Annotated in this window: 22 protein-coding genes and 1 pseudogene; 19 read left to right on the top strand and 4 right to left on the bottom strand. The window is 67.3% G+C overall.

From position 1 onward, the window contains the following. Positions 1-68: 68 nt before the first annotated feature. Positions 69-932 carry an SDR family oxidoreductase gene (locus tag GII31_RS15075; protein WP_213244225.1) on the top strand — a complete coding sequence of 288 codons (864 nt, stop codon included), beginning with the start codon at positions 69-71 and terminating at the stop codon, positions 930-932. 91 nt (positions 933-1,023) lie between these two features. Here the strand turns inward: GII31_RS15075 and GII31_RS15070 are convergent, their stop codons facing one another. The 4 genes from GII31_RS15070 to GII31_RS15055 all read right to left on the bottom strand — a co-directional run bounded on the left by GII31_RS15070 (position 1,024) and on the right by GII31_RS15055 (position 4,836). Next, the gene (locus GII31_RS15070; RefSeq protein ID WP_213244224.1) at positions 1,024-2,172 is read right to left on the bottom strand and encodes an acyl-CoA dehydrogenase family protein; all 1,149 of its coding nucleotides are present in this window, start codon (positions 2,170-2,172) and stop codon (positions 1,024-1,026) included. A gap of 4 nt (positions 2,173-2,176) precedes the next feature. Continuing rightward, the gene (locus GII31_RS15065; protein WP_213244223.1) at positions 2,177-3,328 is read right to left on the bottom strand and encodes an acetyl-CoA C-acetyltransferase; all 1,152 of its coding nucleotides are present in this window, start codon (positions 3,326-3,328) and stop codon (positions 2,177-2,179) included. A gap of 96 nt (positions 3,329-3,424) precedes the next feature. After that, complete coding sequence (locus tag GII31_RS15060) at positions 3,425-4,036, bottom strand: TetR/AcrR family transcriptional regulator (protein ID WP_213244222.1); 612 nt, start codon at positions 4,034-4,036, stop codon at positions 3,425-3,427. Further along, positions 4,033-4,836 (bottom strand): SDR family NAD(P)-dependent oxidoreductase, encoded by an 804-nt coding sequence (locus GII31_RS15055; RefSeq protein ID WP_213244221.1) that lies wholly within the window; start codon positions 4,834-4,836, stop codon positions 4,033-4,035. The genes GII31_RS15060 and GII31_RS15055 overlap by 4 nt, the downstream gene beginning before the upstream one ends. Before the next feature lie 189 nt (positions 4,837-5,025). On the opposite strand from GII31_RS15055, the gene fabG reads away from it, so the two are divergent. From fabG to GII31_RS14965, 18 genes and pseudogenes are all read left to right on the top strand, one after another. Then, the gene (gene fabG / locus GII31_RS15050; protein ID WP_213244220.1) at positions 5,026-5,760 is read left to right on the top strand and encodes a 3-oxoacyl-ACP reductase FabG; all 735 of its coding nucleotides are present in this window, start codon (positions 5,026-5,028) and stop codon (positions 5,758-5,760) included. Continuing rightward, complete coding sequence (locus tag GII31_RS15045; RefSeq protein WP_260840013.1) at positions 5,757-6,548, top strand: enoyl-CoA hydratase/isomerase family protein; 792 nt, start codon at positions 5,757-5,759, stop codon at positions 6,546-6,548. The genes fabG and GII31_RS15045 overlap by 4 nt, the downstream gene beginning before the upstream one ends. A gap of 37 nt (positions 6,549-6,585) precedes the next feature. Next, on the top strand, positions 6,586-7,404 hold the full coding sequence (locus GII31_RS15040) for an enoyl-CoA hydratase/isomerase family protein (RefSeq protein ID WP_456071410.1): 819 nt from the start codon (positions 6,586-6,588) through the stop codon (positions 7,402-7,404). Further along, on the top strand, positions 7,401-8,183 hold the full coding sequence (locus GII31_RS15035; protein WP_213244219.1) for an enoyl-CoA hydratase/isomerase family protein: 783 nt from the start codon (positions 7,401-7,403) through the stop codon (positions 8,181-8,183). The genes GII31_RS15040 and GII31_RS15035 overlap by 4 nt, the downstream gene beginning before the upstream one ends. A 42-nt stretch (positions 8,184-8,225) precedes the next feature. Beyond that, positions 8,226-9,923: a class I adenylate-forming enzyme family protein gene (locus GII31_RS15030; RefSeq protein WP_213244218.1), complete on the top strand. Its 1,698-nt coding sequence runs from the start codon at positions 8,226-8,228 to the stop codon at positions 9,921-9,923. Between the two features lie 133 nt (positions 9,924-10,056). Beyond that, positions 10,057-11,010: pseudogene (locus GII31_RS15025) on the top strand (class I adenylate-forming enzyme family protein); the annotation flags it as partial. Between the two features lie 157 nt (positions 11,011-11,167). After that, positions 11,168-12,457, top strand: a complete 1,290-nt coding sequence (locus GII31_RS15020; RefSeq protein WP_213244217.1) for an aromatic ring-hydroxylating oxygenase subunit alpha — start codon at positions 11,168-11,170, stop codon at positions 12,455-12,457. A 1-nt stretch (position 12,458) separates the two neighbouring features. After that, positions 12,459-13,001 (top strand): aromatic-ring-hydroxylating dioxygenase subunit beta, encoded by a 543-nt coding sequence (locus GII31_RS15015; protein ID WP_213244216.1) that lies wholly within the window; start codon positions 12,459-12,461, stop codon positions 12,999-13,001. Between the two features lie 19 nt (positions 13,002-13,020). Beyond that, complete coding sequence (locus GII31_RS15010; RefSeq protein WP_213244215.1) at positions 13,021-13,287, top strand: hypothetical protein; 267 nt, start codon at positions 13,021-13,023, stop codon at positions 13,285-13,287. A gap of 45 nt (positions 13,288-13,332) precedes the next feature. After that, complete coding sequence (locus GII31_RS15005) at positions 13,333-14,544, top strand: acetyl-CoA C-acetyltransferase (RefSeq protein WP_213244214.1); 1,212 nt, start codon at positions 13,333-13,335, stop codon at positions 14,542-14,544. Further along, entirely contained in the window at positions 14,541-15,929 is a 1,389-nt protein-coding gene (locus GII31_RS15000; protein ID WP_213244213.1) for an OB-fold domain-containing protein, read from the top strand. Before GII31_RS15005 ends, GII31_RS15000 begins: the two co-directional genes overlap by 4 nt. Then, positions 15,929-17,134: an acetyl-CoA acetyltransferase gene (locus GII31_RS14995; RefSeq protein ID WP_213244212.1), complete on the top strand. Its 1,206-nt coding sequence runs from the start codon at positions 15,929-15,931 to the stop codon at positions 17,132-17,134. The genes GII31_RS15000 and GII31_RS14995 overlap by 1 nt, the downstream gene beginning before the upstream one ends. Further along, positions 17,131-18,378 (top strand): enoyl-CoA hydratase-related protein, encoded by a 1,248-nt coding sequence (locus GII31_RS14990; RefSeq protein ID WP_213244211.1) that lies wholly within the window; start codon positions 17,131-17,133, stop codon positions 18,376-18,378. Before GII31_RS14995 ends, GII31_RS14990 begins: the two co-directional genes overlap by 4 nt. Positions 18,379-18,384: 6 nt before the next feature. Then, a complete protein-coding gene (locus tag GII31_RS14985) occupies positions 18,385-19,548 on the top strand; it encodes an acyl-CoA dehydrogenase family protein (RefSeq protein WP_213244210.1) in 1,164 nt (387 codons plus the stop codon). Positions 19,549-19,594: 46 nt separating this feature from the next. Continuing rightward, entirely contained in the window at positions 19,595-20,896 is a 1,302-nt protein-coding gene (locus GII31_RS14980; RefSeq protein ID WP_260840012.1) for a phytoene desaturase family protein, read from the top strand. 129 nt (positions 20,897-21,025) lie between these two features. Then, positions 21,026-21,823 (top strand): hypothetical protein, encoded by a 798-nt coding sequence (locus GII31_RS14975; RefSeq protein WP_260840011.1) that lies wholly within the window; start codon positions 21,026-21,028, stop codon positions 21,821-21,823. 50 nt (positions 21,824-21,873) lie between these two features. Continuing rightward, a complete protein-coding gene (locus GII31_RS14970; protein ID WP_213244207.1) occupies positions 21,874-22,413 on the top strand; it encodes a cytochrome c oxidase subunit 3 in 540 nt (179 codons plus the stop codon). A gap of 122 nt (positions 22,414-22,535) precedes the next feature. Next, positions 22,536-22,793, top strand: coding sequence for a cytochrome C oxidase subunit IV family protein (locus GII31_RS14965; RefSeq protein ID WP_213244206.1), 258 nt, complete (start codon positions 22,536-22,538; stop codon positions 22,791-22,793). Positions 22,794-22,937: the final 144 nt, after the last annotated feature.

The following is a 22,937-nucleotide window of genomic DNA, read 5'->3' as shown; positions in this document are numbered from 1 at the left end:
TAATCTACATTCGAATTTATAGAGTTCGCCGACGGACCGCGGATGCGGCCGGAATGAGGAGTGTGATCGTGGCTGGTGTGGATCAGCGTGTTGTCATTGTGACCGGGGCGGGCGGCGGCCTGGGCCGCGAATACGCCGGGCTACTGGCGTCGCGAGGAGCGAAAGTCGTGGTCAACGACCTGGGCGGGGCAAGGGACGGATCGGGATCGGGGTCGGCCGCCGCCGACGGTGTGGTGGCCGAGATTGTCGCGGCGGGCGGGCAGGCCGTCGCCAACTACGACTCGGTGGCCACCGCCGAGGGTGCGGCCTCGATCGTGGCCACCGCACTGGAGGCGTTCGGCGAGGTACACGGCGTGGTGAGCAATGCGGGCATTCTGCGCGACACCAGCTACGCCAAGATGACCGACGAGCAATGGGATGCGGTGCTGCGGGTTCACCTGGACGGCGGCTACCACATCACCCACGCCCTTTGGCCGCACTTCCGTGAGCAGCGGTTCGGCCGGATCGTCGTGGCGACCTCGACCACGGGGCTGTACGGCAACTTCGGACAGGCCAACTACGGTGCGGCCAAACTCGGCCTGGTCGGGTTGATCAACACCCTGGCCATCGAGGGCGCCAAGTACGGCATCTTGGCCAACGCCGTCGCGCCGATCGCGGCCACCCGCATGACCGAGGACCTGGTGTCCGAGGAGGTGCTGGCCAAGCTGCCGCCCGCGTTCGTCGCACCCGTCGTGACCCAACTGCTGACCGAGGAACTGCCCGACACCGGTTCGGTCTTCGTGGTCGGCGGTGGCCAGGTGCAGCGTGTTCAGCAGTTCGCCAATGCCGGAGTCACTTTCGCCGAACCGCCGGCTCCCGAGGTGATCGCCGAACGGTGGGCCGAGATCACCGACATGACCGGTGCGGTGCCCGGCGTCAATCCGGTCGGCTGAGCGCCGGTCGCCGGATACCGACCGGGTGACCGACGAGGGGGCCGGGGCGACATCGTCGCCCCGGCCCCCTCGTCCTCGTCATGCAGGCACGCTACCGGGCGATATCGCGACCGATGATCTCCTTCATCACTTCGGTGGTCCCGCCGTAGATGGTCTGGATACGGGTGTCGATATAGGCCTTGCCGACGGCGTATTCGCGCATGTAGCCGTATCCACCGTGCAATTGCAGGCAGCGATCGACGACTCGTTTCTGCAGTTCGCTGATGTACCACTTGCCCTTCGCCGCGTCGACCGGGGACAGTGTGCCCGCGTTGTAGGCGAGCACACTGGCGTCGACATACGCTGTCGCGATATCGATTTCGGTGGACATCTCGGCCAGCTCGAATCGGGTGTGCTGCAGATCGATGATCGGTTTGCCGTAGGCCCTGCGGTCCTTGCAGTAGTCCACTGTCAGCTCGTAGATGGCGCGGGTGGTCGCCATCGCCTTGGCCGTCACCCCGAGTCGTTCGCGCGGCAGGTGACCCATCAGGTACTGCAGGCCGCGGCCTTCCTCTCCGAGCAGGTTCGCCGCGGGTACCCGGGCGTCGTCGAAGAACAGCTCCGCGGTGTCCTGCGCGGGCAGGCCGATCTTGTCGAGCTGGCGTCCCCGGACGAATCCCGGCGTGTCCCTCTCCACCACGAACAGGCTCAGGCCGCGCGAACCGGCGTCCGGGTCGGTGCAGGCCGCCACCACGACCAGGTCGGCCATGATGCCGCTGGAGATGAACGTCTTCTGCCCGTTGAGAACCCAGTGATCCCCGTCGCGCCGTGCACTGGTCCGGATGCCGCGCAGATCGCTGCCGGTGCCGGGCTCGGTCATCGCTAGGGCACCGATGGTCTCGCCCGCGGCGAATCCCGGCAGCCAGCGCTGCTTCTGCGCGTCGTCGGTCAGGTCGAGCAGATAGTGCAGCACGAGGTCGTCCTGCAGACTGACCGTCAGGCCGAACGACAACGCGTTGATCCGGGAGACCTCTTCGCACACCACCATCCGGTACCGGTAGTCGGGCTCGCCGGAACCGCCGTACTGTTCGGGAACCTGCAGTGCGTAGATGCCGGTCTTGGCCGCACGGGCGAACACCTCCCGGTCGATCCACTTCTCGTCGTCCCACTTGTCCTTGTGGGGTTCGACCTCGCGTGCCAGGAACTCGCGCACGGTCTCCCGATAGGCCTCATGGTCGGCGTTGTAGAGGGAACGCTCCATGGTCTCAGAGCCTTTCGAGAATGGTGACGTTGGCCTGGCCGCCGCCTTCGCACATCGTCTGCAGGCCGTAGCGGCCGCCGGTGCGCTCGAGTTCGTGCAGCATCGAGGTCATCAGCCGCGCACCGGTGCATCCGATGGGGTGCCCCAGGGCGATGGCGCCGCCGTTGGGGTTGACCTTGGCCGGGTCCGCGCCGAGTTCCGCGAGCCAGGCCAGCGCCACCGGGGCGAAGGCCTCGTTGATCTCGACGGTGTCGATGTCATCGATCGACAGTCCGGCGCGTTTGAGCGCGTGCTGTGTGGCGGGAATCGGTGCGGCGAGCATCATCACCGGATCGGCGCCGCGGGCGGAGATATGGTGCACGCGGGCGCGGGGGGTGAATCCGTAGCGCTTGACGGCGGCCTCGGAGACCACCAGCAGGGCGGCCGCGCCGTCGGAGATCTGGCTGGCGACACCCGCGGTCAGCATGCCGCCCTCGACCAGTGTTTTCAGTCCGGCCAGCTTCTCGGCCGAGGTGTCCCGACGCGGTCCCTCGTCGGTGGTGATGCCCTCGTATCCGGTGATCTCCTTCTCGAAATACCCGTTGTCGATGGCCGAAAGTGCACGCCGGTGGCTCTCCAGAGCGAACCGCTCGTTGTCCTCGCGGGACAGTTTCCACTGCTGCGCGATCATCTCCGCGCCCCGGAACTGCGAGATCTCCTGGTCGCCGTACCGCTCGTACCAGCCTTTGCAGCCGGTCCACGGATCGGCGGAGCCGAAGGGCTCGCCGGCGCCGAAGGCGGACAGGATCGGGTACTGGCTCATCTTCTGCACGCCGCCCGCGACGATGATGTCGGCCGTGCCGCTCATCACCGCCTGCGCCGCGAATGACACGGCCTGCTGGGCCGATCCGCACTGCCGGTCGACGGTCACCCCGGGCACGCTCTCGGGCAGACCGGCGGCCAGGGCGGCGGTGCGGGCGATGTCGCCGGCCTGTGAGCCGATGTTGTCCAGGCAGCCGAGGATGACGTCGTCGATATCGGACGGGTCGAAGTCGTGCCGTTCGACGACGGTCTTGATGACGTGTGCGGCCATGTCGGCCGGATGCGAATCGGCGAAGCCGCCGCCTCGCCTGCCGACGGCGGTGCGTGCCGCGTCGACGATATATGCCTCTGGCATTGATCCTCCTCGAGATGATGTCCAGTTGAATTTAACATAGACTCAAAATTGTTGGCGCGAAATCTCACGGCCCCACAGCGGCCGGGCCGGTGGGACTCAGCCGGCCAGCGCGGCGGTGACAAGCGTGATGGCGGTGGCCGCGAGTTCGTCGACGGGGTTGTCGGGGGTCCACCATTCGACGGCCCAGTTGAGCGCGCCGATCACCAGCATCCTGGCCACCGAGAGGTCGAGATCCTCACTGATGTCGCCGGACTCGCGCCCGCGCTGGAGCAGCGCCCGCCACACGTCGTGGTAGGCGTCGCTCTCGGCCTGTATCCGGTCGCGTGCGGCGGGTGGGCCATGGCCGGCGTTGCGGCTGACGGCCCTGGCGAAATCGGCCATCTCCAACTGGACGCCGAGGTGGGCGGTCACCGCGGCGGCCAGCTGGTCCGGCCACGGTCCCGGTGTCGCCCGGATCGCCGACTGAACCCGTTGCCGGAGCTTGCGCTGCCCGACGCACAGGGTGTCGGCGACGAGTTCGTCGCGTGAGGAGAAGTGGTAGTAGATCGCCGGGCTCCGAACGCCTGCCAGGGCCGCGATGTCCTGGAGGCGGGTCTGCCCGTATCCCTTTTCCGCGAGGATGGCCGCGGTGCTGCGCAGCAGCCGGTCCCGGGTGTCGGCACCCCCGCGGGAATCCGTGCCGACGTGGTGGCGGTCGGCGGTGGTCATGGCATCGTGTAGCCGCCGCTGACCGAGATCAGCTGTCCTGTCACCTGTCGGGCGGAGATATCGGAGCTGAGCCACAGCACCGCGTCGGCGATGTCCTTGGCCAAGGTGAGCCGTTGCAGGGGGGTGTCTTTGAGTAGATAGTCGATCTGCTTGTCGTTGAATACCGCGTCCGTCCCGCCCGACCAGAGGCTCTGATCCCCGACGGCCTCGGGGCCGTCGGGGATCACCAGGCCCGGGCAGACGATGTTGGACCGGATGCCGTGGCGGCCGTGTTCGCGTGCCACGGTGCGGGCCAGTGCGACCTGCGCGGCCTTGGTGGCGCCGTAGACGCCCTGGCGGATCTGGCCGAAGGCGGCCTCGCTGGCCACGGTCACGATCGAACCGCCGGGGGTGTCGTCGGCGCGCATCGCGGCGATCGCGGCCTGGGTGGTCTCGATCGTCGCGAACAGGTTGATGTCGACCAGCTTCTGCCACCGGTCCCGGTCGTGATCGCGGGCCACGAACTCGCCGATGCTCCAGCCCGCGTTGTTGACCAGAACGTCCACCCCGCCCCAGGCCGCGACAGCCTCGCCGATGGCCCGCTCACCGGCGCCGGGGCCGGTCAGGTCGGCGACAACGACCAGCACCTCCGCAGCGCCGCGCTCGCGCGCCTCACGCTCGACGCGCGCGGCCTGCTGTCCGTCGATGTCGCAGAGCAGTATTCGCGATCCCTCGGCGGCGTACCCGTGGACGATGCCCCGGCCGATATTCGAAGCGCCGCCGGTGACGACAACTCGTGCGTTATCCAGTCCCAGATCCATGTTTCACCAATTCGCGTTCATTGACTTGATCGGTGACTTAATCTAGCTTCAATTTTGTAGGGCGTCCAGAGCCCGCGGTGATCGGCGGCGGGGCCGTTGCGATTTCGCGACGGCGGTGATCGCCGACGGATGACGGCGGGTCGACGGCCCGCCCGGGATCGCCGGGAACAGCGTGCGGAAGGTGATGTGATGGTTGGACTGCTGGCGGACAAGCGGGCGGTGGTGACCGGTGCGGCGCAGGGGATCGGGTTGGCCATCGCCACCGAACTGACGGCGCACGGGGCCAAGGTGGCGCTGATCGATCTCGACGCGAAACGTGCGGGTGAGGCGGCGGCGCAACTCGGTGCGGACGCGATCGGCATCGGCGCCGATGTTACGTCCGAGGAGGACATGCGCGCGGCGGCCGATGCGGTCGTAGGTGCCTGGGGTGGCCTGGACATCTGGGTCAACAACGCGGGCGTGACCCGTGACGCCTCGTTGCGCAAGATGACGCTGGCCGATTTCGAACTCGTCATCGATGTCCACCTGCGCGGGAGCTGGCTCGGCGTCCGGGAGGCCGCGGCGATCATGCGGGGCAAGGGCGGCAGCATCATCAACCTGTCCTCGATGTCGGGCAAGATCGGCAATCCGGGACAGACCAACTACAGCGCCGCCAAGGCCGGGATCGTCGGGCTGACCAAGGCCGCGGCCAAGGAACTGGCCCACCATGGGGTGCGGGTGAACGCGGTCGCTCCCGGTCTCATCAGGACACCGATGACCGCCGCCATGAGTGCGGAGGCCTTCGCGGCCACCGAGGCCACCATTCCCATGCGCCGCGCCGGAGAGCCTCGCGAGGTGGCCGGCGTGGTCGCCTTCCTGGCATCGGATCTGGCCGGCTATGTCACCGGAACCGTCACCGAGGTCAGCGGCGGGCGGGGAATGTGAGTACCACACCGACACCGGTCGTCGAGGTGACGGTGGCCGATGCTATCGCCACGATCACGCTCAATCGGCCCGAACAGATGAACGCGATCACCGTCGAACTCGGTGAACAACTCCGGAGAGCGCTGGCCGAGTCGTCGATCCGCGCCGACGTCAACGTCGTCGTCGTTCGGGGATCCGGCGGAAACTTCTGCGCCGGAGGCGACTTCGCCGAGGTGGAGCGGCTGCGTGCGGTGGGTGCCGATGGGTTGCGGGAGTTGTTCGTCAACTTCTCGCTCGCCTGCGCGGAGGTGGCGCGGAGCCCGGTGCCGGTGATCGCGGTGGTCGAGGGTGTCGCGATGGCGGGCGGATTCGAGTTCATGCAGGCCGCCGACATCGTCCTGGTACGCGAGGATGCCCGGATCGCCGACAACCACATTCGGTTCGGGCAGATACCCGGTGGCGGGAGTACTCAGCGTCTGCCCCGGATCGTCGGGCGCCAGCGCGCACTGGGGCTGCTGCTCTCGGGCGCACGACTGTCCGGTGGTGAGGCCGTCGACCTCGGACTCGCCTATGCCGCGTGGCCGGCCGAGACCTTCGAGGCCGAGGTCCAGGCCTTCGTCGGGGCCCTGGCGCAACGGCGCCGCGATGCCGTGATTTGCATTAAAAAGCTTGTTCTGCAAGGGCTGGGTACGGATCTGGACGCGGGGCTGGCCGCCGAACTCGACGCCGTGGTGGCGCACATCGGCGGCGATGCCGGCGGCGACGGAGTGCGGGCGTTCGGTACCAGAGACTCCGCCGGCCCGCGGTGAACGAAGACGACAACAAGGTCAGGAAACAGGAGCAGCCATGAGTGAGGATTCGATGTCGAGAACCGGCGGGGCACCCGCGGTGTTGCTCGACATCACCGACGGCATCGGATGGATACGGCTCAACCGGCCGGACGCGGCGAACGGTCTGGACGTGGAATTGCTGCGCGCACTCAACGACGCCGTGCTCACCTGCCACGGCGATCCGTCGGTACGGGTGGTGATGCTGACCGGTGAGGGCAAGATCTTCTGTGCGGGCGGTGACGTGAAGACATTCGCCGCCAAAGGGGAACAACTGCCGGACTATCTGCGTGAGGCGACCGCGTGGCTGCAGATCGCGACGGCCTCGCTGCTGCGGCTCAAGGCGCCGGTGGTCACCGGCATCCACGGTTTCGCCGCAGGTGGAGGCGGTCTCGGGCTGGTGTGCGCGTCCGACATCGTCGTGGCCGCACGTTCGACCAAACTCTTCTCCGGTGCGGTGCGGGTCGGTATGGCGCCCGACGGCGGCACCACCGTCACGCTCACCCAGCTGGTCGGACTGCGCAAGGCGCTGGAGATCCTGCTGACCAATCCCACGCTGACGGCTCAGGAGGCCAAGGACATCGGCCTGGTAACCGAGGTGGTCGACGACGACGCGCTCACAGACCGGGTCCGCGAACTGGCACGGCAGCTGGCCGACATGGCTCCGCTGGCGGTCGCGGCCACCAAGCGGCTCGTCTGGGACGGGGTGGGGTCGTCGGTGGAGGCGCGGCTGGGCGAGGAGGCGCGCGTGGTGTCGGCCCTGTCGGGCACGGCCGATTCGCTCGAAGGACTGGCCGCCGTCATCGGCAGGCGCGCACCGAAGTTCGTGGGATCATGAGCGCCGCGACGGTCCTGACCGAACGCCGGGGTGCGGCCCTGCTGGTCACCCTCAATCGGCCCGACCGGCGGAACGCGATCGATCTGCGACTGCGGGCCGAACTCGCGGAGATCCTCGAAGCGGCCGCGGCCGACGATGCGGTCCGGTCGATCGTGATCACCGGGGCGGGCAAGGTCTTCTGTTCGGGTGGTGATGTGTCGACGATGAAGCGGGTGACACCCGAGGAGGCGCGCCCGCGCACCGAGGCCGCCCAACGGGTGATCCGGGCCATCTGGGGGACGCCGAAACCGGTGATCGCCGCGGTGGAGGGCGCCGCGTACGGTGCGGGGGTCTCGCTCGCACTGGCCTGCGACCGGGTCGTCGTCGGCGACACGGTGCGGATGTCGATGGCGTTCACCGGCGTGGGTCTGGCCGGTGACATGGGCATCTTCGCCAGTCTGCCCGCCCGGGTCGGCCCGGCCCGGGCCAAACAGCTGCTGCTGCTGCCGAGAGTCGTGGCCGCGCCCGAAGCGCTGCAACTGGGTATGGCCGACGAGGTGGTGCCCGAGGGCGAGGTGCTGGCCAGGGCCCTGGACGATGCGGCGGTGTTGGCGGCCGGACCCGCCGGTGCCTACGGCGCCATCAAATCGATGCTCGCCGAGCCGGTCGGGACCGTCCCGGAGATCCTGGACCGTGAGCTGGCCAACCAGATTCAGCTTTTCGCCAGCGATGACTTCGCCGAGGGGGTCGCGGCATTCGCCGAACGCCGCACACCCCGTTTCGGGCAACCGACGATCTGACCGTATCCATCCGCGCACGTGCGCGTTCACCACGAGGTGTCCATGGCAACACAGTCCCAGACCCCATCACTTTCGGCCCCGTCACCCTCGAACCCGTCACGAGCGGGGACATCGTCCGGGCTGACCGAATCATTCCGTCCCGCAGACACATCGGTGCCGCTGGAAGAGCTGACGGTGGGCGAACTGCTCATCCGCCGGGCGGCCGAACACCCCGGGCGCCCGGCACTGATCGGTACCCGTCACGGCAGCGGCGACAGTGCCCGGCTCACCTATGCCGAACTGCTCGACGAGGCCGCGCGGGTGGCCACCGGTCTCTCCCGGCTCGCCGACCGTGGCGACTTCGTGGCGCTGTGGGCGCCGAATGTCGTGGAATGGCCGATCATCGAGTTCGGTGCGGCGCTGGCCGGGGTCACCCTCGTGGCACTCAACCCGGTTCTGCGGCTCGATGAACTGGACTACGCCATCGGGCATTCCGGGGCGAAGGTGCTTATTCACGCCGACCGGAGCCGGGACTACGACATGGCGGCAGTCGCCGCCGAACTGGTGGCCGCACGACCCGACGTGCGTGCGGTGAGTTTGTCCGAGACCGACGTGTATCGGCCCGATCACGCCGCCGAGACAATCCTGGCGCAGGCACCGACCGATCCGTCGGCACCGGTGATGCTGCAGTACACCTCGGGGACCACCGGCAACCCGAAAGGGGTGCTGCTGCGGCACCGTTCGCTGGTGAACAATGCCCGGCTGACGATGCTCGGCGTGCACGCCCGCCCGGGTGCCGTGGCGGTCAACCCGCTTCCCATGTTCCATACCGCGGCCTGCGTGATCGGGACGCTGGGTCCGCTGTGGATCGGCGGGACGCACATCTTGATCGAACAGTTCGCGCCGGCGACGACCCTGGACCTCATCAGGTCCGAAAGCGCCGACATCCTCTTCTACGTGCCCGCGATACTCGGTGCGGTACTCGCGGCCCAGGCGGCATCGGCCGGGCCGGCCCCCCGCCTGGACATCATCATGGGCGGCGCCTCGGACGTGCCGGCGGCGATGATCGAGGGCGCCGAGCAGGTGTTCGGCGCGGGCGTGTTCAACCTCTACGGCCAGACCGAACTGGCGCCGGTACTGGCGGTGACCCGGCCCGGTGACAGCCGTGAGGATCTGCTGCGCAGCGTGGGTCGTCCGCTTCCGCACGCCGACTGCAAGATCACCGATCCGGCGACGGGTGCGGTGGCCGGTATCGGGGTGGCCGGTGAGATCTGCGCGCGCGGCTACCAGCAATTCATCGAGTACCTGCACGATCCGGCCGCGACATCGGCCGCGGTCGATTCCGACGGGTTCGTGCACACCGGCGATCTGGGCGTGATGGACGAGCGCGGCTATCTGAAGGTCACCGGCCGGCTGAAGGAACTGATCATCCGCGGCGGTGAGAACATCGCCCCGGTCGCGGTGGAGAACGCGATCGCCGAACATCCGCTGGTGGCGGGTGCGGCCGTCATCGGGCTGCCCGACGAGAGATTCGGCGAGATCGTGGCCGCGGTGCTGATCGTGCGCGGCCAAACGCCCGACGACCTCGCCGACCAGCTCAGAGCGCATACCGCAGAACGTATATCGCCGTTCATGGTGCCCTCCCGCTGGTTCGTGGCCGATGCTTTCCCGGCCACGCCGACGGGAAAGGTCCGCAAGTTCGCGGTACGCGATCAGGTGATCTCGGCGCGGCTGCGTGAGATCACGCCGACCAAGGATTGAGACCGAGGATTGAGACCGGGGAGCCATGATGATCGACAAGACCACCGCGACCGACAAGACCACCGCGACCCACACACCCACCACGACCCACACGCCCGGCCCGAGCAAACCCGTCGATGAGCGCCGGGCGGCCCTGCTGGCGCGGTTCCCGGAATGGACACCGCGAACCCTGGACGGCTGGCTCGACGTGTGCGCGGCCGACTACGCGGACCGGCCACTGGTCATCACCGACGAGGTGACGCTGAGCTATGCCCAGGTCGCCGATCTGTCCCGGACGATCGCCGACGCCCTGGTCTCACTCGGAGTTCGCCCCGGTGACAGGGTGGGCATGCTGCTGGCCAACTATCCCGAGTTCCTGCCCATCAAGTTCGCGATCGCGCGGGCCGGCGCCATCGCCATTCCGTTCAACTTCCTGTACCGCACCGAAGAACTCGGCTATGTGCTGGAGCAGTCCGAGTGTTCGGTCCTGTTCACCATGACCGGATTCGCGGGCCTGGACTATCTGGACATGCTCGACACCCTGTCGCCGGGATGGGAGGGCGCGCCGGCGTTCGCCGCGTTGCGTCAGGTGATCACCTTGTCCACGGACGGCCGTGAGCGGTCCGGCGCGCTGCGCTACGCCGACCTCCTCGATCGCGGGGCGCAGCACGCCGGTGCGGCCTCGGACGTGGCGCACACCCCCGGGGACATCGGCGACATGCTGTACACCTCGGGCAGTACGGGTTCGCCCAAGGGTGTGGTGGTCACCCACGACGCGGTACTGCGTACCGGCTACGCCTCGGCACTGACCCGGGCCTATGACGACGGCCGCCGGATCCTGTTCTCGCTGCCGTGCTATCACATGTTCGGATACATCGAGGGCATCCTGTCGGCGATGTACGTCGGCGGGGCGGTCGTCCTGCAGACCTCGTTCAGCGCCGAGGGCTATCTCGCCGGAATCGAGCGTCATCGTGCCGACGACATCCTGTGTGTCCCGACGATGGCGGTGGCGATGGTCGAATCGCCCCGGCGCGCGGACTACGACACCTCGTCACTGAGCGCGATCCTGTGCGGCTCCGCACCGGCACCGACGTGGTTGTGGGAGCAGCGGTTCAAGGTGCCCAAGAGGGTGGTCTTCGTCGACGCCGACGGCCTGCCGAAGACGCCCACCGGGAAGGTGCAGAAGTACCGACTTGTGGCCCTGGTCTCGAATCTAGGTTAAAAATAGTGTTTAATGCAGATTAAACACTAGAAAGGGAGATGTCATGACCTCTGTCGTCGGCCCCGGCGCTGGTCTGGAAAACCCGCAGCGCGAAGCGAAGAGCATCGTCAGCGATCTGATCAGGTCGGACCAGGTTCATGGTTCGCTGTACACCAACCCGGAGATCTTTGCCGAGGAACTGCGCAAGATCTGGTTCACCACCTGGGTGTTCGTCGGGCACGAGAGCGAGGTGCCCCAACCGTTCGACTACGTCCGCAAGAAGCTCGCGACCCAGGATGTGGTGATGACCCGGGACAAGAGCGGCGAGGTGCACCTGCTGATCAACCGGTGCGCGCACCGGGGTCTGCAGGTGTGCGACGCCGACAAGGGCAATTCTCGCGCGTTCCGCTGCCCCTACCACGGCTGGACGTTCCGCAACGACGGCAAGCTGATCGGCTACCCGTTCGCCAAGGGCTACGGCGGATCCAAGGAACTGGACCTGAGCATGGGCCGGGTCCCGCGCGTCGCGTCGTACCGGGGATTCGTCTTCGGCTCGATGGCTGCCGACGGGCCCTCGCTGGAGGAACACCTCGGCGCGGCGGCGGGCGAGATCGACCGGCTCGCCGGGCTCTCGCCCACCGAGGAGATCACCCTCGACGCCGGCTGGCTCGGCCATCGCACCCGGTCGAACTGGAAGTTCCTTGCCGAGAACGAAACCGATGGCTACCACCCGCAATTCGTGCACGGCTCGATCTTCACCGTCACCGGAAGCACCATCGGGCCGCTCTACGGCGATTCGTCCACCGCGGTGACCAGGGAACTCGGCAACGGCCACAGCGAGAATGACCTGCGGCCGGAGTTCCGGAAGTTCGACGAACCGATGCGCTGGTTCGCCACCACGCCCGAGCGCGTGCCCAGGTACGCGGCGGCCATGGAGGAGGCCTACGGTCAGGACGCCCGGCGCCGCATGGTGGAAGGCGCTCCGCACGTGATGATCTTCCCCAACCTGTTCATCGCCGAGATCCAGGTGTTCAACATTCAGCCGGTCGCGGTCGGCGAATGTGTGTCGTACGCGACGGCCGTCCAGCTGGGCGGCGCCGAAGAGCTGAACCGCCGGTTCATCCAGCAGTCGATCGGTTCGGTCGGACCGGCCGGCATGCTGCTCGCCGACGACACCGAGATGTACGAACGCAACCAGGTCGGGGTGAGCATGCTCGACCCCGAATGGCTCGACGTACGACGCGGACTGATCCGTGAGGACATCGACGATAACGGCTTCCGCATCGGTGGCGCCACCGACGAGACCGGCATGCGCGGGTTCTGGAAGCACTACCGCACTTTGATGGAGGCCTGAGATGACCGCATCGACATCGACGACCCCGGGCACCGATCAGCTGGGCCCCGTACCTGTGGACTGGACCTACGACGAGGTCTGCCAGTTCCTCTACAAGGAAGCCCGGTTCGCGGACGAGAACAACTACGACGACTGGGAAGATCTCTGGACCGACGACGCCCTCTACTGGGTTCCGGCCGGTGGAGCAGATATCGACCCGATGCGTACCGTCTCGGTGATCTACGACAACCGCAACCGTATTCGCACCCGGCTCAAGCAGGTCCGGACCGGACGACGCTACGCACAGGCGCCGCCGTCGGATCTGCGCCGGCTGATCAGCAATATAGAACTGCTCGGTGGACGTGAGAATGCCGGGGGCACGGTCGACATCGAGATCGGCGCCAACTTTCTCGCCTTCGAGTCCAAGGAGCGGGGCAATCAGCTCTGGGGTGGGCGCACCACCTACCGGCTGCGCAGGGTCGACGGCGATATCAAGTTGGCCTACAAGAAGGTGGTTCTGGTGGACAACGAGAAGCCACTGCCCACGCTGGCCTTCCTCATCTAGCCGGCCGAAAGGGATTGTGATGTCTATTGAGATGGGTGACCGTGGCCCGTTCGACATTCCGGACATCGGGCCGGTGGTGGGCAGCGAGTTCGCCGAGGTGACGGTGGACGTGGACAACGAGGCGAACTCCCCGAGGCTGCGCCTGAAGGACCTGCGTACCGGCCGCGTCCGCTTTCTCGACGCGCTCGAGCTCGAAACCCTCATCTGGTTGCCGGAGGGGCATCTGACCCGGCTGCTCGATCCTTCCGCCGACAGGTGGAAGGAAGGTCCGTCGGGACAGCGCTGAATGCCCGTCGGCGACCGAAACAGATCGTGTAGGAGGAGAACAACTGTGAGACGTGTGGCGATAGTGCAGCCGGTGCGTTCGGCCGTCGGGGCCTTCGGCAAGACGCTCCGCCCGCTGGCCGCGGCGGATCTGGCCGCACAGGTGCTGACGGCGCTGGTCGACCGGACCGGGATCGACCCGGCGACCATCGAGGAGGTGGTGTTCGCCCAGTCCTACGCCAACTCCGAGGCGCCGTGCATCGGCCGGTGGGCGGCCCTGGCCGCCGGGCTGCCGGTGGACGTGCCCGGATCGCAGACCGACCGGCGGTGCGGTGGTGGCCTACAGGCGGTCGCGACCGCCGCCATGATGGTGCAGACCGGTGCCGCCGACGTCGTCGTCGCGGGCGGTGTGGAGTCGATGAGCAATATCGAGCACTACACGACCACCGCGCGCTGGGGCTCACGCTCGGGCAATCAGACGTTGTACGACCGCCTCGAACGCGGCCGCGAACGCTCCCAGCCGGAATGGCGTTTCGGGAAGATCAGCGGAATGATCGAGACCGCCGAGAATCTTGCCGACAAATACGGCATCGGCAGGGAAGAAGCGGACCGGTTTGCCGCCCGCAGCCAGCAGAATGCCGCGGCCGCAACAGAATCCGGAAAGTTCGCCGAAGAAATCGTCCCGGTGCAGGTTCCGGTGCGCCGTGGCGATCCGGTGATTCTCGACCGCGACGAGGGAATCCGTCCGGAGACCACCGAGCAGACCTTGGCCGGTCTGCGTCCGCTCATTCCCTGCGGCACCGTCACAGCGGGCAATTCGGCTCAGCAGAACGATGCCGCCGCGGCCTGCCTGGTGGTGGCCGAGGACCACCTCGACAGACTCGGCCTCACCCCGCTCGCCTGGTTCGAGGGCTGGGCCGCGGTGGGCTGCGAGCCCGCGACGATGGGGATCGGCCCAGTCGGGGCGGTCGACAAGTTGTTCCGCCGCACCGGCATCGGCTTCGACGATCTCACACTGATCGAAATCAACGAGGCCTTCGCGGTGCAGGTGCTCGCGGTGTTGCGCGAGTGGGGTCTGCCGCCGGACGAACTGGTAGACCGGCTGAACGTCAACGGGTCCGGCATCTCGCTGGGCCATCCGATCGGCGCCACCGGCGGCCGGATACTGGCCACGATGCTGCGTGAACTCGATCGCCGGGGCGGCGGCCTGGCCCTGGAGACGATGTGCGTGGGCGGCGGCCAGGGCATCGCCGCACTCTTCCGGGGGGCATCGGCATGACCAATGCGATTCTCGCGTACGCGAGCTATCTGCCGTCGTGGCGGGTCGACCCCGCGGGCCGGGGGACGGCCCGGCGGATCGTCGCCTCGTTCGACGAGGATGCGATCACGATGTCGGTGGCCGCCGCCCGGTCGCTCCGTGCTGCCGAATCGGCGCGGTCGCTCGTGTTGGCGACGAGTTCACCGGCGTACCTGGACAAGACCAATGCGACGACGGTCCACGCGGCGCTCGGTCTGGACCGCCGGATCCCGGCATCGGATGCGATCGGGACGGCTCGCTCGACGCTCGCGGCGGTACGGGCCGCGGTTGCCGGGCAGGGGGCGCTGATCGTCGCGGCCGACGTGCGCACCGGTCGCCCCGGGTCCGCGGACGAGCGGACCGGGACCGATGCGGCGGCGGCGGTGCTCATCGGCGCTGCGACGCCGGAGCAGCCGGCGATCGCCGAGGTGTTGGCGACGGTGTCGCTCACCGAAGAATTCCTCGACAGGTGGCGCTCACCCGCCGAGCCGTCGGCATCGAGTTGGGAGGAGCGGTTCGGCTACGAACAGTACGCGCCGCTGGTCCGGGAGGCGGCCACCGCCGCACTCGACGCCGCGGGCGTTGCCCAGGCCGATCATGTGGTTCTCACCGGTTCCAACAGTGCCATCACCAAGAGGGCGTCGACCCTGGTCAAGGGCGTTCTTTCCACAGGTGGATCGCCTGTCGGTTTCGCCGGGGCGGTCGATCCGCTGCTGGGCCTGGCCGCGGTACTCGACGAGGCCGGCCCCGCGGAGACGATTCTGCTGATCTCGGCGGCCGATGGCGTCGACGCCACCGTGTTGCGTACCACCACCGCGCTTTCCGCGCACCGGCAGCCCGAACCTGTTGCCGCCGCCGCGGCGGCCGACGGGCGTATGGTGCCCTATCCCACCTATCTGTCGTGGCGGGGACTTCTCGACATGGAGCCGCCGCGCCGGCCCGAACCGGACCGCCCCGCAGGTCCGCCGTCGGCTCGCGCGGCCGGCTGGAAGTTCGCACTCACCGGAAATCGCTGCAGCGCATGCGGATTCTTGCACGTGCCGCCGATGCGCGTGTGCCGGGCGTGCGGGGTTGCCGATCAGAGTGAACCGGTATCGGTACGTGACCGCGGCGGGCGGATCGCGACGTTCACCGTCGACCGGCTCGCGTATTCGCCGTCACCGCCGGTCGTGGACGTGGTGGTCGACTTCGACGGCGGTGGCCGCGCCACCTTCGAGGTCGCCGATGCCGCTCCGGAGGCGCTGGGCGTGGGCGGCGAGGTCACGATGGTGTTCCGTCGCCTGTTCACCGCGGGCGGAGTGCACAACTATTTCTGGAAAGCACGCCAGGTGCCGGCGGCCGCCGACACGTCCGGTGAGGAGAACTGATGGGCAGCAAGGGAATCGCCGACAAGGTCGCGATCGTCGCGATGGGCTGCACGCAGTTCGGTGAACTCTGGGACCAGTCCCAGGAAGACATGATCATCACCGCGGTCGATGAAGCGCTCGGCCGGGCCCGGCTCGCCCGCGACGACATCGATGCCTTCTGGCTGGGCACGCTCGGCTCGGCGCAATCGGGGCTTCTCCTGTCCCGGGCGCTGGGTACCGACTACAAGCCGGTCACCCGCGTGGAGAACTATTGCGCCACCGGATCGGAGTCCTTCCGCAACGCCTGCTACGCCGTTGCTTCGGGCGCATACGACCGGGTCATGGCGGTCGGTGTGGAAAAGCTCAAGGATTCGGGCTTCGCGGGTCTGCTGCGCGGCGATCCACCCGGCGACGGCACCGCCCCGGAACTGTCGGTCACCGCACCGGCCGCGTTCTCCCTGCTCGACCCGGCATATTGCGCCAAGTACGGCGTGGACGCCGGGCAGATGCGGGAGGCGATGACCCACGTCGCCTGGAAGAACCACGTCAACGGCGCACGGAACCCGAAGGCGCAGTTCCGTTCGGAGGTATCCAAGGAGAAGATCACCGGTGCGCCCAAGGTGGCCGGCCGGCTCGGCGTCTTCGACTGCTCCGGGGTGTCCGACGGCGCGGCGTGCGCGATCATCGTGCGCGCCGAGGACGCCTACGACTACACCGATCGGCCCGTCTTCGTCAAAGGGCTTGCACTGGCGGCGGGTCCGGCGCGCGGCTCGGTCGATCCCGGCTACGACTTCACCACCTTTCCCGAGGTGGAGCGATCGGCGCAGGACGCCTACGAGCAGGCCGGGATCGCCGATCCACGAGCCGAGATCTCGCTGGCCGAGGTACACGACTGTTTCACTCCCACCGAACTCGTGCTCATGGAGGATCTGGGGTTCTGCAACCGCGGGCAGGCGTGGAAGGAATCGTTGTCGGGGGCCTTCGACGCGGACGGCCGGCTGCCGGTCAATATCGACGGCGGGCTGAAATCATTCGGGCATCCGGTCGGCGCCAGCGGGCTGCGGATGCTGTACGAGGCATGGCTGCAACTACGTGGCGAGGCCGGTCCACGGCAACTCGACGATCCACGAACGGCGTTGACCCACAACCTCGGTGGCAGGCCCGGCGCCTGTGTGTCGTTCGTGGCGGTCGTCGGTTCGCAACTCTCCGGTTCGGCAACCCGATGAGGGGCGCCCAGGCAGCGGACCGGGTCAGCACCGCGCAGACCCTGTACTCCGCATTGGCGCACGGCGATGCCGAGACGGTCCGCGGTCTGCTCGACACGGAATTCGTCGGCGAGACCGCGCCGGGCCTGCCGCTCGGGCTCGGCGGCACCTATCGCGGCCGCGACGACATGATCGGCAATTTCTGGTGGCGGCTGGGCCGGACGTTCCGGGCCCGCGCGGAGGCCGACAGTTTCGACCTTCTGGACGGCAACCGCCTTCACGTGAGCGGCACCTATCGCGGGCGGTGCAGGCCGACCGGACGTGAACTGAACGCGGCGTTCGTCCACGTGCTGACGTTCTCCGACTCCGGAACCATCACCGGACTGCGGCAGTTGACGGACACCGCGCTCTGGCGTGAGGCATTCGCCGGCGGCGAGGTCGGCACCTTCCCGGGGTATTCGATGCCGACGATCGCCGAACTCGAAACGATCGACTATTCGGTGGACCGGGGTGTGGCCCAGGTGATCCTGGATCGACCCGAACAACGCAACGGGATCAACCTGCGGCTCGCCGAGGAGACGCTGGTGGTGGCCCGCGCCATCGAGGCCGATCCGCGGGTGCGCGCGGTGTTCATCGCGGGCAACGGTCCCGCGCTGTCGGTGGGCGGGGACCTCGACTATTTCCGGACGGTGCAACCCGGCACGATAGGTGCCCTGACGTCGGGAATGACCGAACCATTCCACGAGGGCTTCCGCATCCTCGACCGACTCGACGTACCGATCGTCACCGCGGCCCACGGATCGGTGGCCGGCGGCGGCCTGGGATTCGTCTACGCCGCGGACATCGCGATCGCCGCGACGAACACGATCTTCTGCACGGCGTTCAGCGCGATCGGGATGTCCGGAGACGGCGGCGGAACATGGCACCTGCCACGTCTGATCGGCCCGGCCAGGGCACGCCGGATGTATCTGACGAACCTGCGAGTGGATGCGGCACTGGCCGAGCAGTGGGGGCTGGTGGCCGAGGTCGTCGGCGACGACGAACTGCGCGATCACGCCCTGACCACAGCGCGAAAACTCGCCTCCGGCCCGACTCTGGGTTTCGCGGCACAGCGCAGGCTCTTTCGGGACAGTCCCGGCAGCAGTCTGTCGGACCAACTGCGCGCCGAGACCGACGCCCTCGCGGTGGTGGGCAGAACCAGGGACGCACAGCACGCGATCGAGGCATTCATTGACAAAGAAGTACCGATCTTTGAAGGAAGATAGCAGCCCATGACCGGTTTGATACACGACAGCGACGACCACCGGGCGATCCGGGAGAGCACCCGTGCCATCGCGAAGAAGTACGGGCCGCAGTACTTCCTGGAACGCGGCCGTTCGGGCGGCGATATCGATGAACTGTGGCAGGATCTCGGCGCCGCGGGCCTGCTCGGTGTTCACCTTCCCGAGGAGTACGGCGGCGGAGGCGGGGGAATGGCCGAAGCCGTGGTCATCGTCGAAGAGCTTGCGGCCGAGGGCCTGCCACTGCTGATCTGGGTGATCTCCCCGGCGATCTGCGGCTCGATCATCGCCGCACACGGCAGTGAGCAGATGAAGCGGAACTGGCTGCCGTCTCTGGCGGACGGTACTCGCAAGATGGCGTTCGGCCTGACTGAACCGGACGCGGGATCGAACAGCCACAACGTGAAGTCGACCGCCCGCCGCGATGGTGACGGTTGGCTGATCTCCGGCCAGAAGTACTACATCTCGGCGATCGATCAGGCCGACGCGGTCCTGCTCATCGCCCGCGACGGCGACCTGTCGACCGATGAGAAGAAGAAGCTGTCGATCTTTGTGATCCCCACCGACTCACCGGGCCTGACCATCCAGCAGATCCCCACGTCGATCGTCTCGCCCGATAAGCAATTCACGGTGTTTCTCGACGAGGTGCGCGTCGGACCGGAGGCATTGGTGGGGGAGGCCGGAAGCGGCCTGCACCAGGTGTTCGCCGGCCTCAATCCCGAACGCGTCCTGGTCGGTGCGCTGTGTGGCGGCATCGGTCGCTACGCGATCGCCAAGGCCACCGACTACGCGCGCAACCGCAAGGTCTGGTCCACCCCGATCGGTACGCACCAGGGTGTTTCGCATCCCGTGGCCGAAGCACACATCAATGTGGAGGTGGCCCGGCTCGCGACGCGGTTGTCGGCGGAACTGTCCGACAGCGACTCGCCGGGCGTCGGTGAGGCCGCCAACATCGCGAAGTTCGCCGCGTCCGAGGCCGCGCTGAAGGCCCTCGACCAGGCGATTCAGGTGCACGGCGGCAACGGACTGTCGCACGAGTACGGACTGTCCGAGCTCTGGTTTGTCACCCGGCTGATGCGGACCGCGCCGGTGAGCCGCGAGATGGTCCTCAATTTTGTGGCACAGACCTCGCTGGGTCTGCCGCGTTCGTACTGAACCTCTTTCGCCGGCGGACTGCGAAAGATACGGAAGGACAATGAGTATGACAGTCAATGACTACGATGTGATCGTCATCGGGGCCGGCGCGGGAGGTCTGTTCACCGCCGCCAGGCTCGCCCATCGGGGTTATCGGACTCTGGTGGTCGAGCGGCTGGACAAGGTGGGCGGCCGCGCCTCCACCACAGACGTGGACGGCTTCAAGGTGAACGACGGTGCGATCGTCATCGAGGTCGGCGGCATCACCGAGCAGACCTTCGACGAGGTGGGTGCCACGTTCGACATCCGTGAACCACAGCCCCCTATCCTGTACCGGATCGCCGGCAAGGACGTCGACGTCACCCGGGGAGGGTGGGGCCTGCTGCTGGGCAAGTTGACCCGGCAGGGTGCCAAGCTCGCCAAGGGCATCGGTGCCGCCCGCCATGACTCGGGGTTGCCCGAGGACGAGTTGTCCACCGCGGACTGGGTGCGTAAGTACACCAAGAACGAAGGGGTACACGGCATCTTCCGCAACATGTGCGCCTCGGTGTTCGCGGTGGGCTCCGAGGAGCTGCCGGCGCGGGTGTTTCTCACCTACTTCACCCGCAAGAGCGCGTTCAAACGCTTCGGCTTTCATCCGGAGGGGACGATCGGCGTGTGGCGGGCGCTGGCCGAGGCGTTCATCGGGCACGGCGGTGTGCTCGAACTGTCCACCGAGGTGACCCGGATCAACGTCGCCGACGGAGCGGTCACCGGGGTGACGCTGGTGCGTGACGGCGACGAGCGAACCGTCACCGCACCGGTCGTGGTCAGCGATATCGGACCGTTCGCGACCGTCGGCCTGGCCGGCGAAGACGCCTTCGACGAGGACTACGTGAGTCTGGTCAACAAGCGCAACCGCCCGTGCGCGATGCTCACGATCAACTTCGCCGCCCAGGAGCCACTGCTCGAAGCCCCCGGTATGCTCAGCTTCTCCAGCAGCCGCCGGCTGGCCTACATCGCGAACTTCACCGAGACCTGTCCGGAGATGGCGCCCGCCGGCTGGCACCTGTATGTCGGGACCTCGGTGCCCGAACCGGCCATCGGCGATTTCGACGAGGCGGCCGAGATCGAGCTGTTGCGTGCGGATCTGCGCGAGACGATTCCCGGATTCGATGACAAGGCACGGATTCTGAGCACCGTCATCACCCGAGACGGGTGGCCGCCGCAGCGTGCCGTGGCCGGATTCGACCTGCCGCACACCACCGACATCACCGGTCTGTGGAACGTCGGTGACGCGGTGAAGGAATACGCCAACGGCGGTACCACGGCATGTGCGGAAACCGCGAAACTGGTGGTCGATGAGATCGTCGGACAATTCCCGAAGTAGTGGAACACATTCGGCATAATCTTGTAATCTAACATCAAATCGAATGACTCGGGGTGGTGTCGCCGACGGGGGCGCGGCGTATTCGCCGGCGACACCCCTCCCGGGCCGCGACAACTCGTGGGAGCCATGATGACACTGATTTCACCGCAATCGGATCTGCGGGCGGATCTGCGGGCACCGGAGACGAATCTCGACGCGGCCCGCATCCGTAACGACTACCGGCTCCTGCGGACGGCGTTGCTCCTGGTCGGCTGTTACGTCTTCTTCGGCCTTCTCGGCTTTGCCGTCTTCGCCGGATTCTGGCCACCGCCCGGCCCGGACATGAGCGCGGCCGAGATTCACTCCTACTTCGTCGAACACCAGACCGGCCTCACCATCGGAATGGTCATGATGGCATTCGCCGCTCCCTTCTACGCACCGTGGAGCGTCGCGATCTCGCGCGTCATCAGCAGGATGGAGAGCCCGATCGGCGGGCTGGCCCAGATCCAGCTGATCGGTGGCGTGCTGACCGCGGTGGTGACCCTGGTGCCCGCGACGATCTGGCTGACGGCCGCGCTCCGCGCCGACGAGTACTCCGCCGAGATCGTGCAGTTGTTCTACCACTTCGGCTGGACGTTCTTCGACACCACCTACGTGTGCTCGGTACTGCAATGCGTCGCGATCGGAGTGGCCATACTCTGCGACCGCCGGATGCGTCCGCTGCTGCCGAAGTGGTTTGCCTGGTGCAGCTTCCTCACCGCTGCCTGCTACGTCCCGCTCAGCCTGATGCCGTTCTTTCGCACCGGGCCGTTCGCGTGGAACGGGATCGTCAGCTTCTGGGTCGTCTTCGTGGAGTTCTTCGTCTTCACGGCGATGGCCACGTTCTTGTGCCTGCACGCGCTCAGGCGCCTGGAAGCAGAAGATCTGCTCGCGGTATCGGACCGATGACGAGCATCGACACCCGACCCCCGCCGACAAGCAGCCGTACCCCCCGGCGGATGCCCGGCATCGAAGGGTTCTGGGTGTTCATCGCCGGTGATATGGCGATATTCACGCTGATGTTCCTGGCATTCGCCGTCACGCGCCGGGACGACGTGCCAGGATTCGAAGCAGCCCGTGCGACCCTGGATATCGACCGGGGAGGTATCAACACCCTTGTGCTGCTCACGAGTTCGGCATGCGTGGCGTCGGCGCTCAAGTGGCTTCGAGCGGGTGAACAACACATCGCGGCCAGGTGGACGGCCTGGGGGATCGTCGGTGGCCTGGTGTTCATCGCGCTCAAGAGCACCGAGTACGTTACGGGATTCCGAGACGGCCATACCCCCGCCGCGAGTGAGTTCTATGTCTACTATCTGGCCATCACGGGTATTCACCTGATCCACGTCATCGCCGGATGCATTGTGCTCGGCACCTTCTGGGTGCGTATGCGTCGCTCACCCATGCCGGGTGTCACCGGTTTCGAGACCGCGGCCTGCTATTGGCACCTGGTGGACCTGTTGTGGTTGCTCATCTTCCCGCTCATCTACCTGATCAGGTGACCACAATGAACCAGCCGCGATCGAACCTCGGCACGGAGAACCGCGCCACGAAATATCCGGCGGGGCAGAACCGGGCAGCGCGCCAGAGCTCCCGTGGGGTGTGCGAAGACACGCTCCGACGAGTGCTCGGGGTCAGGCCGATCGGCGTGACCTGGGGTCTGCTGGTGGCTGCCACGGTGGTGACGACCTGGATACTGACAATGCACTCGATCGACCATCGGTGGGCGGCGTTCGCCATGCTGGCGGTGGCCGCGTGGAAGGTCTGGCTCGTATTGTCGGACTTCATGGAACTGCGTGATGCCCCGCCAGCGGGCCGGCTGCTGTTCGGTGGGTGGGCGGTGGCACTCCCGGTGGTGCTGGCGGTCCTCGTCTGGCACTGACCGCCGGGCGAGATCTCCCAGGCCCGTCAGGAAAATGAATCTACGATAGAAACTTGGCCCGCGCAAGGTGTCCGGCGATCCGCGTGTGGGATGCGTCCGGTGCGCAGGCGGGCCGGGTGTGTGGCCGCGGGTCGGCCGAACCCC

It is taken from the genome of Gordonia pseudamarae, from assembly GCF_025273675.1.
In the GTDB taxonomy this organism is placed as follows: domain Bacteria; phylum Actinomycetota; class Actinomycetes; order Mycobacteriales; family Mycobacteriaceae; genus Gordonia; species Gordonia pseudamarae.
Note: the sequence above shows the minus strand (reverse complement) of the source record. Positions and strands in the feature narration are given on the sequence as shown.

Bases quoted from the DNA above. Each gene is read 5' to 3' on its own strand.
- GII31_RS15010 (WP_213244215.1), top strand. From the start codon at position 13,021: ATGTCTATTGAGATGGGTGACCGTGGCCCGTTCGACATTCCGGACATC.
- GII31_RS15015 (WP_213244216.1), top strand. From the start codon at position 12,459: ATGACCGCATCGACATCGACGACCCCGGGCACCGATCAGCTGGGCCCC.
- fabG (WP_213244220.1), top strand. From the start codon at position 5,026: ATGGTTGGACTGCTGGCGGACAAGCGGGCGGTGGTGACCGGTGCGGCG.
- GII31_RS15065 (WP_213244223.1), bottom strand. From the start codon at position 3,328: ATGCCAGAGGCATATATCGTCGACGCGGCACGCACCGCCGTCGGCAGG.
- GII31_RS14985 (WP_213244210.1), top strand. From the start codon at position 18,385: ATGACCGGTTTGATACACGACAGCGACGACCACCGGGCGATCCGGGAG.
- GII31_RS15035 (WP_213244219.1), top strand. From the start codon at position 7,401: ATGAGCGCCGCGACGGTCCTGACCGAACGCCGGGGTGCGGCCCTGCTG.
- GII31_RS14975 (WP_260840011.1), top strand. From the start codon at position 21,026: ATGACACTGATTTCACCGCAATCGGATCTGCGGGCGGATCTGCGGGCA.
- GII31_RS15040 (WP_456071410.1), top strand. From the start codon at position 6,586: ATGAGTGAGGATTCGATGTCGAGAACCGGCGGGGCACCCGCGGTGTTG.
- GII31_RS15030 (WP_213244218.1), top strand. From the start codon at position 8,226: ATGGCAACACAGTCCCAGACCCCATCACTTTCGGCCCCGTCACCCTCG.
- GII31_RS15000 (WP_213244213.1), top strand. From the start codon at position 14,541: ATGACCAATGCGATTCTCGCGTACGCGAGCTATCTGCCGTCGTGGCGG.
- GII31_RS15060 (WP_213244222.1), bottom strand. From the start codon at position 4,036: ATGACCACCGCCGACCGCCACCACGTCGGCACGGATTCCCGCGGGGGT.
- GII31_RS14995 (WP_213244212.1), top strand. From the start codon at position 15,929: ATGGGCAGCAAGGGAATCGCCGACAAGGTCGCGATCGTCGCGATGGGC.
- GII31_RS14980 (WP_260840012.1), top strand. From the start codon at position 19,595: ATGACAGTCAATGACTACGATGTGATCGTCATCGGGGCCGGCGCGGGA.
- GII31_RS14970 (WP_213244207.1), top strand. From the start codon at position 21,874: ATGCCCGGCATCGAAGGGTTCTGGGTGTTCATCGCCGGTGATATGGCG.
- GII31_RS15070 (WP_213244224.1), bottom strand. From the start codon at position 2,172: ATGGAGCGTTCCCTCTACAACGCCGACCATGAGGCCTATCGGGAGACC.
- GII31_RS15020 (WP_213244217.1), top strand. From the start codon at position 11,168: ATGACCTCTGTCGTCGGCCCCGGCGCTGGTCTGGAAAACCCGCAGCGC.
- GII31_RS15055 (WP_213244221.1), bottom strand. From the start codon at position 4,836: ATGGATCTGGGACTGGATAACGCACGAGTTGTCGTCACCGGCGGCGCT.
- GII31_RS14990 (WP_213244211.1), top strand. From the start codon at position 17,131: ATGAGGGGCGCCCAGGCAGCGGACCGGGTCAGCACCGCGCAGACCCTG.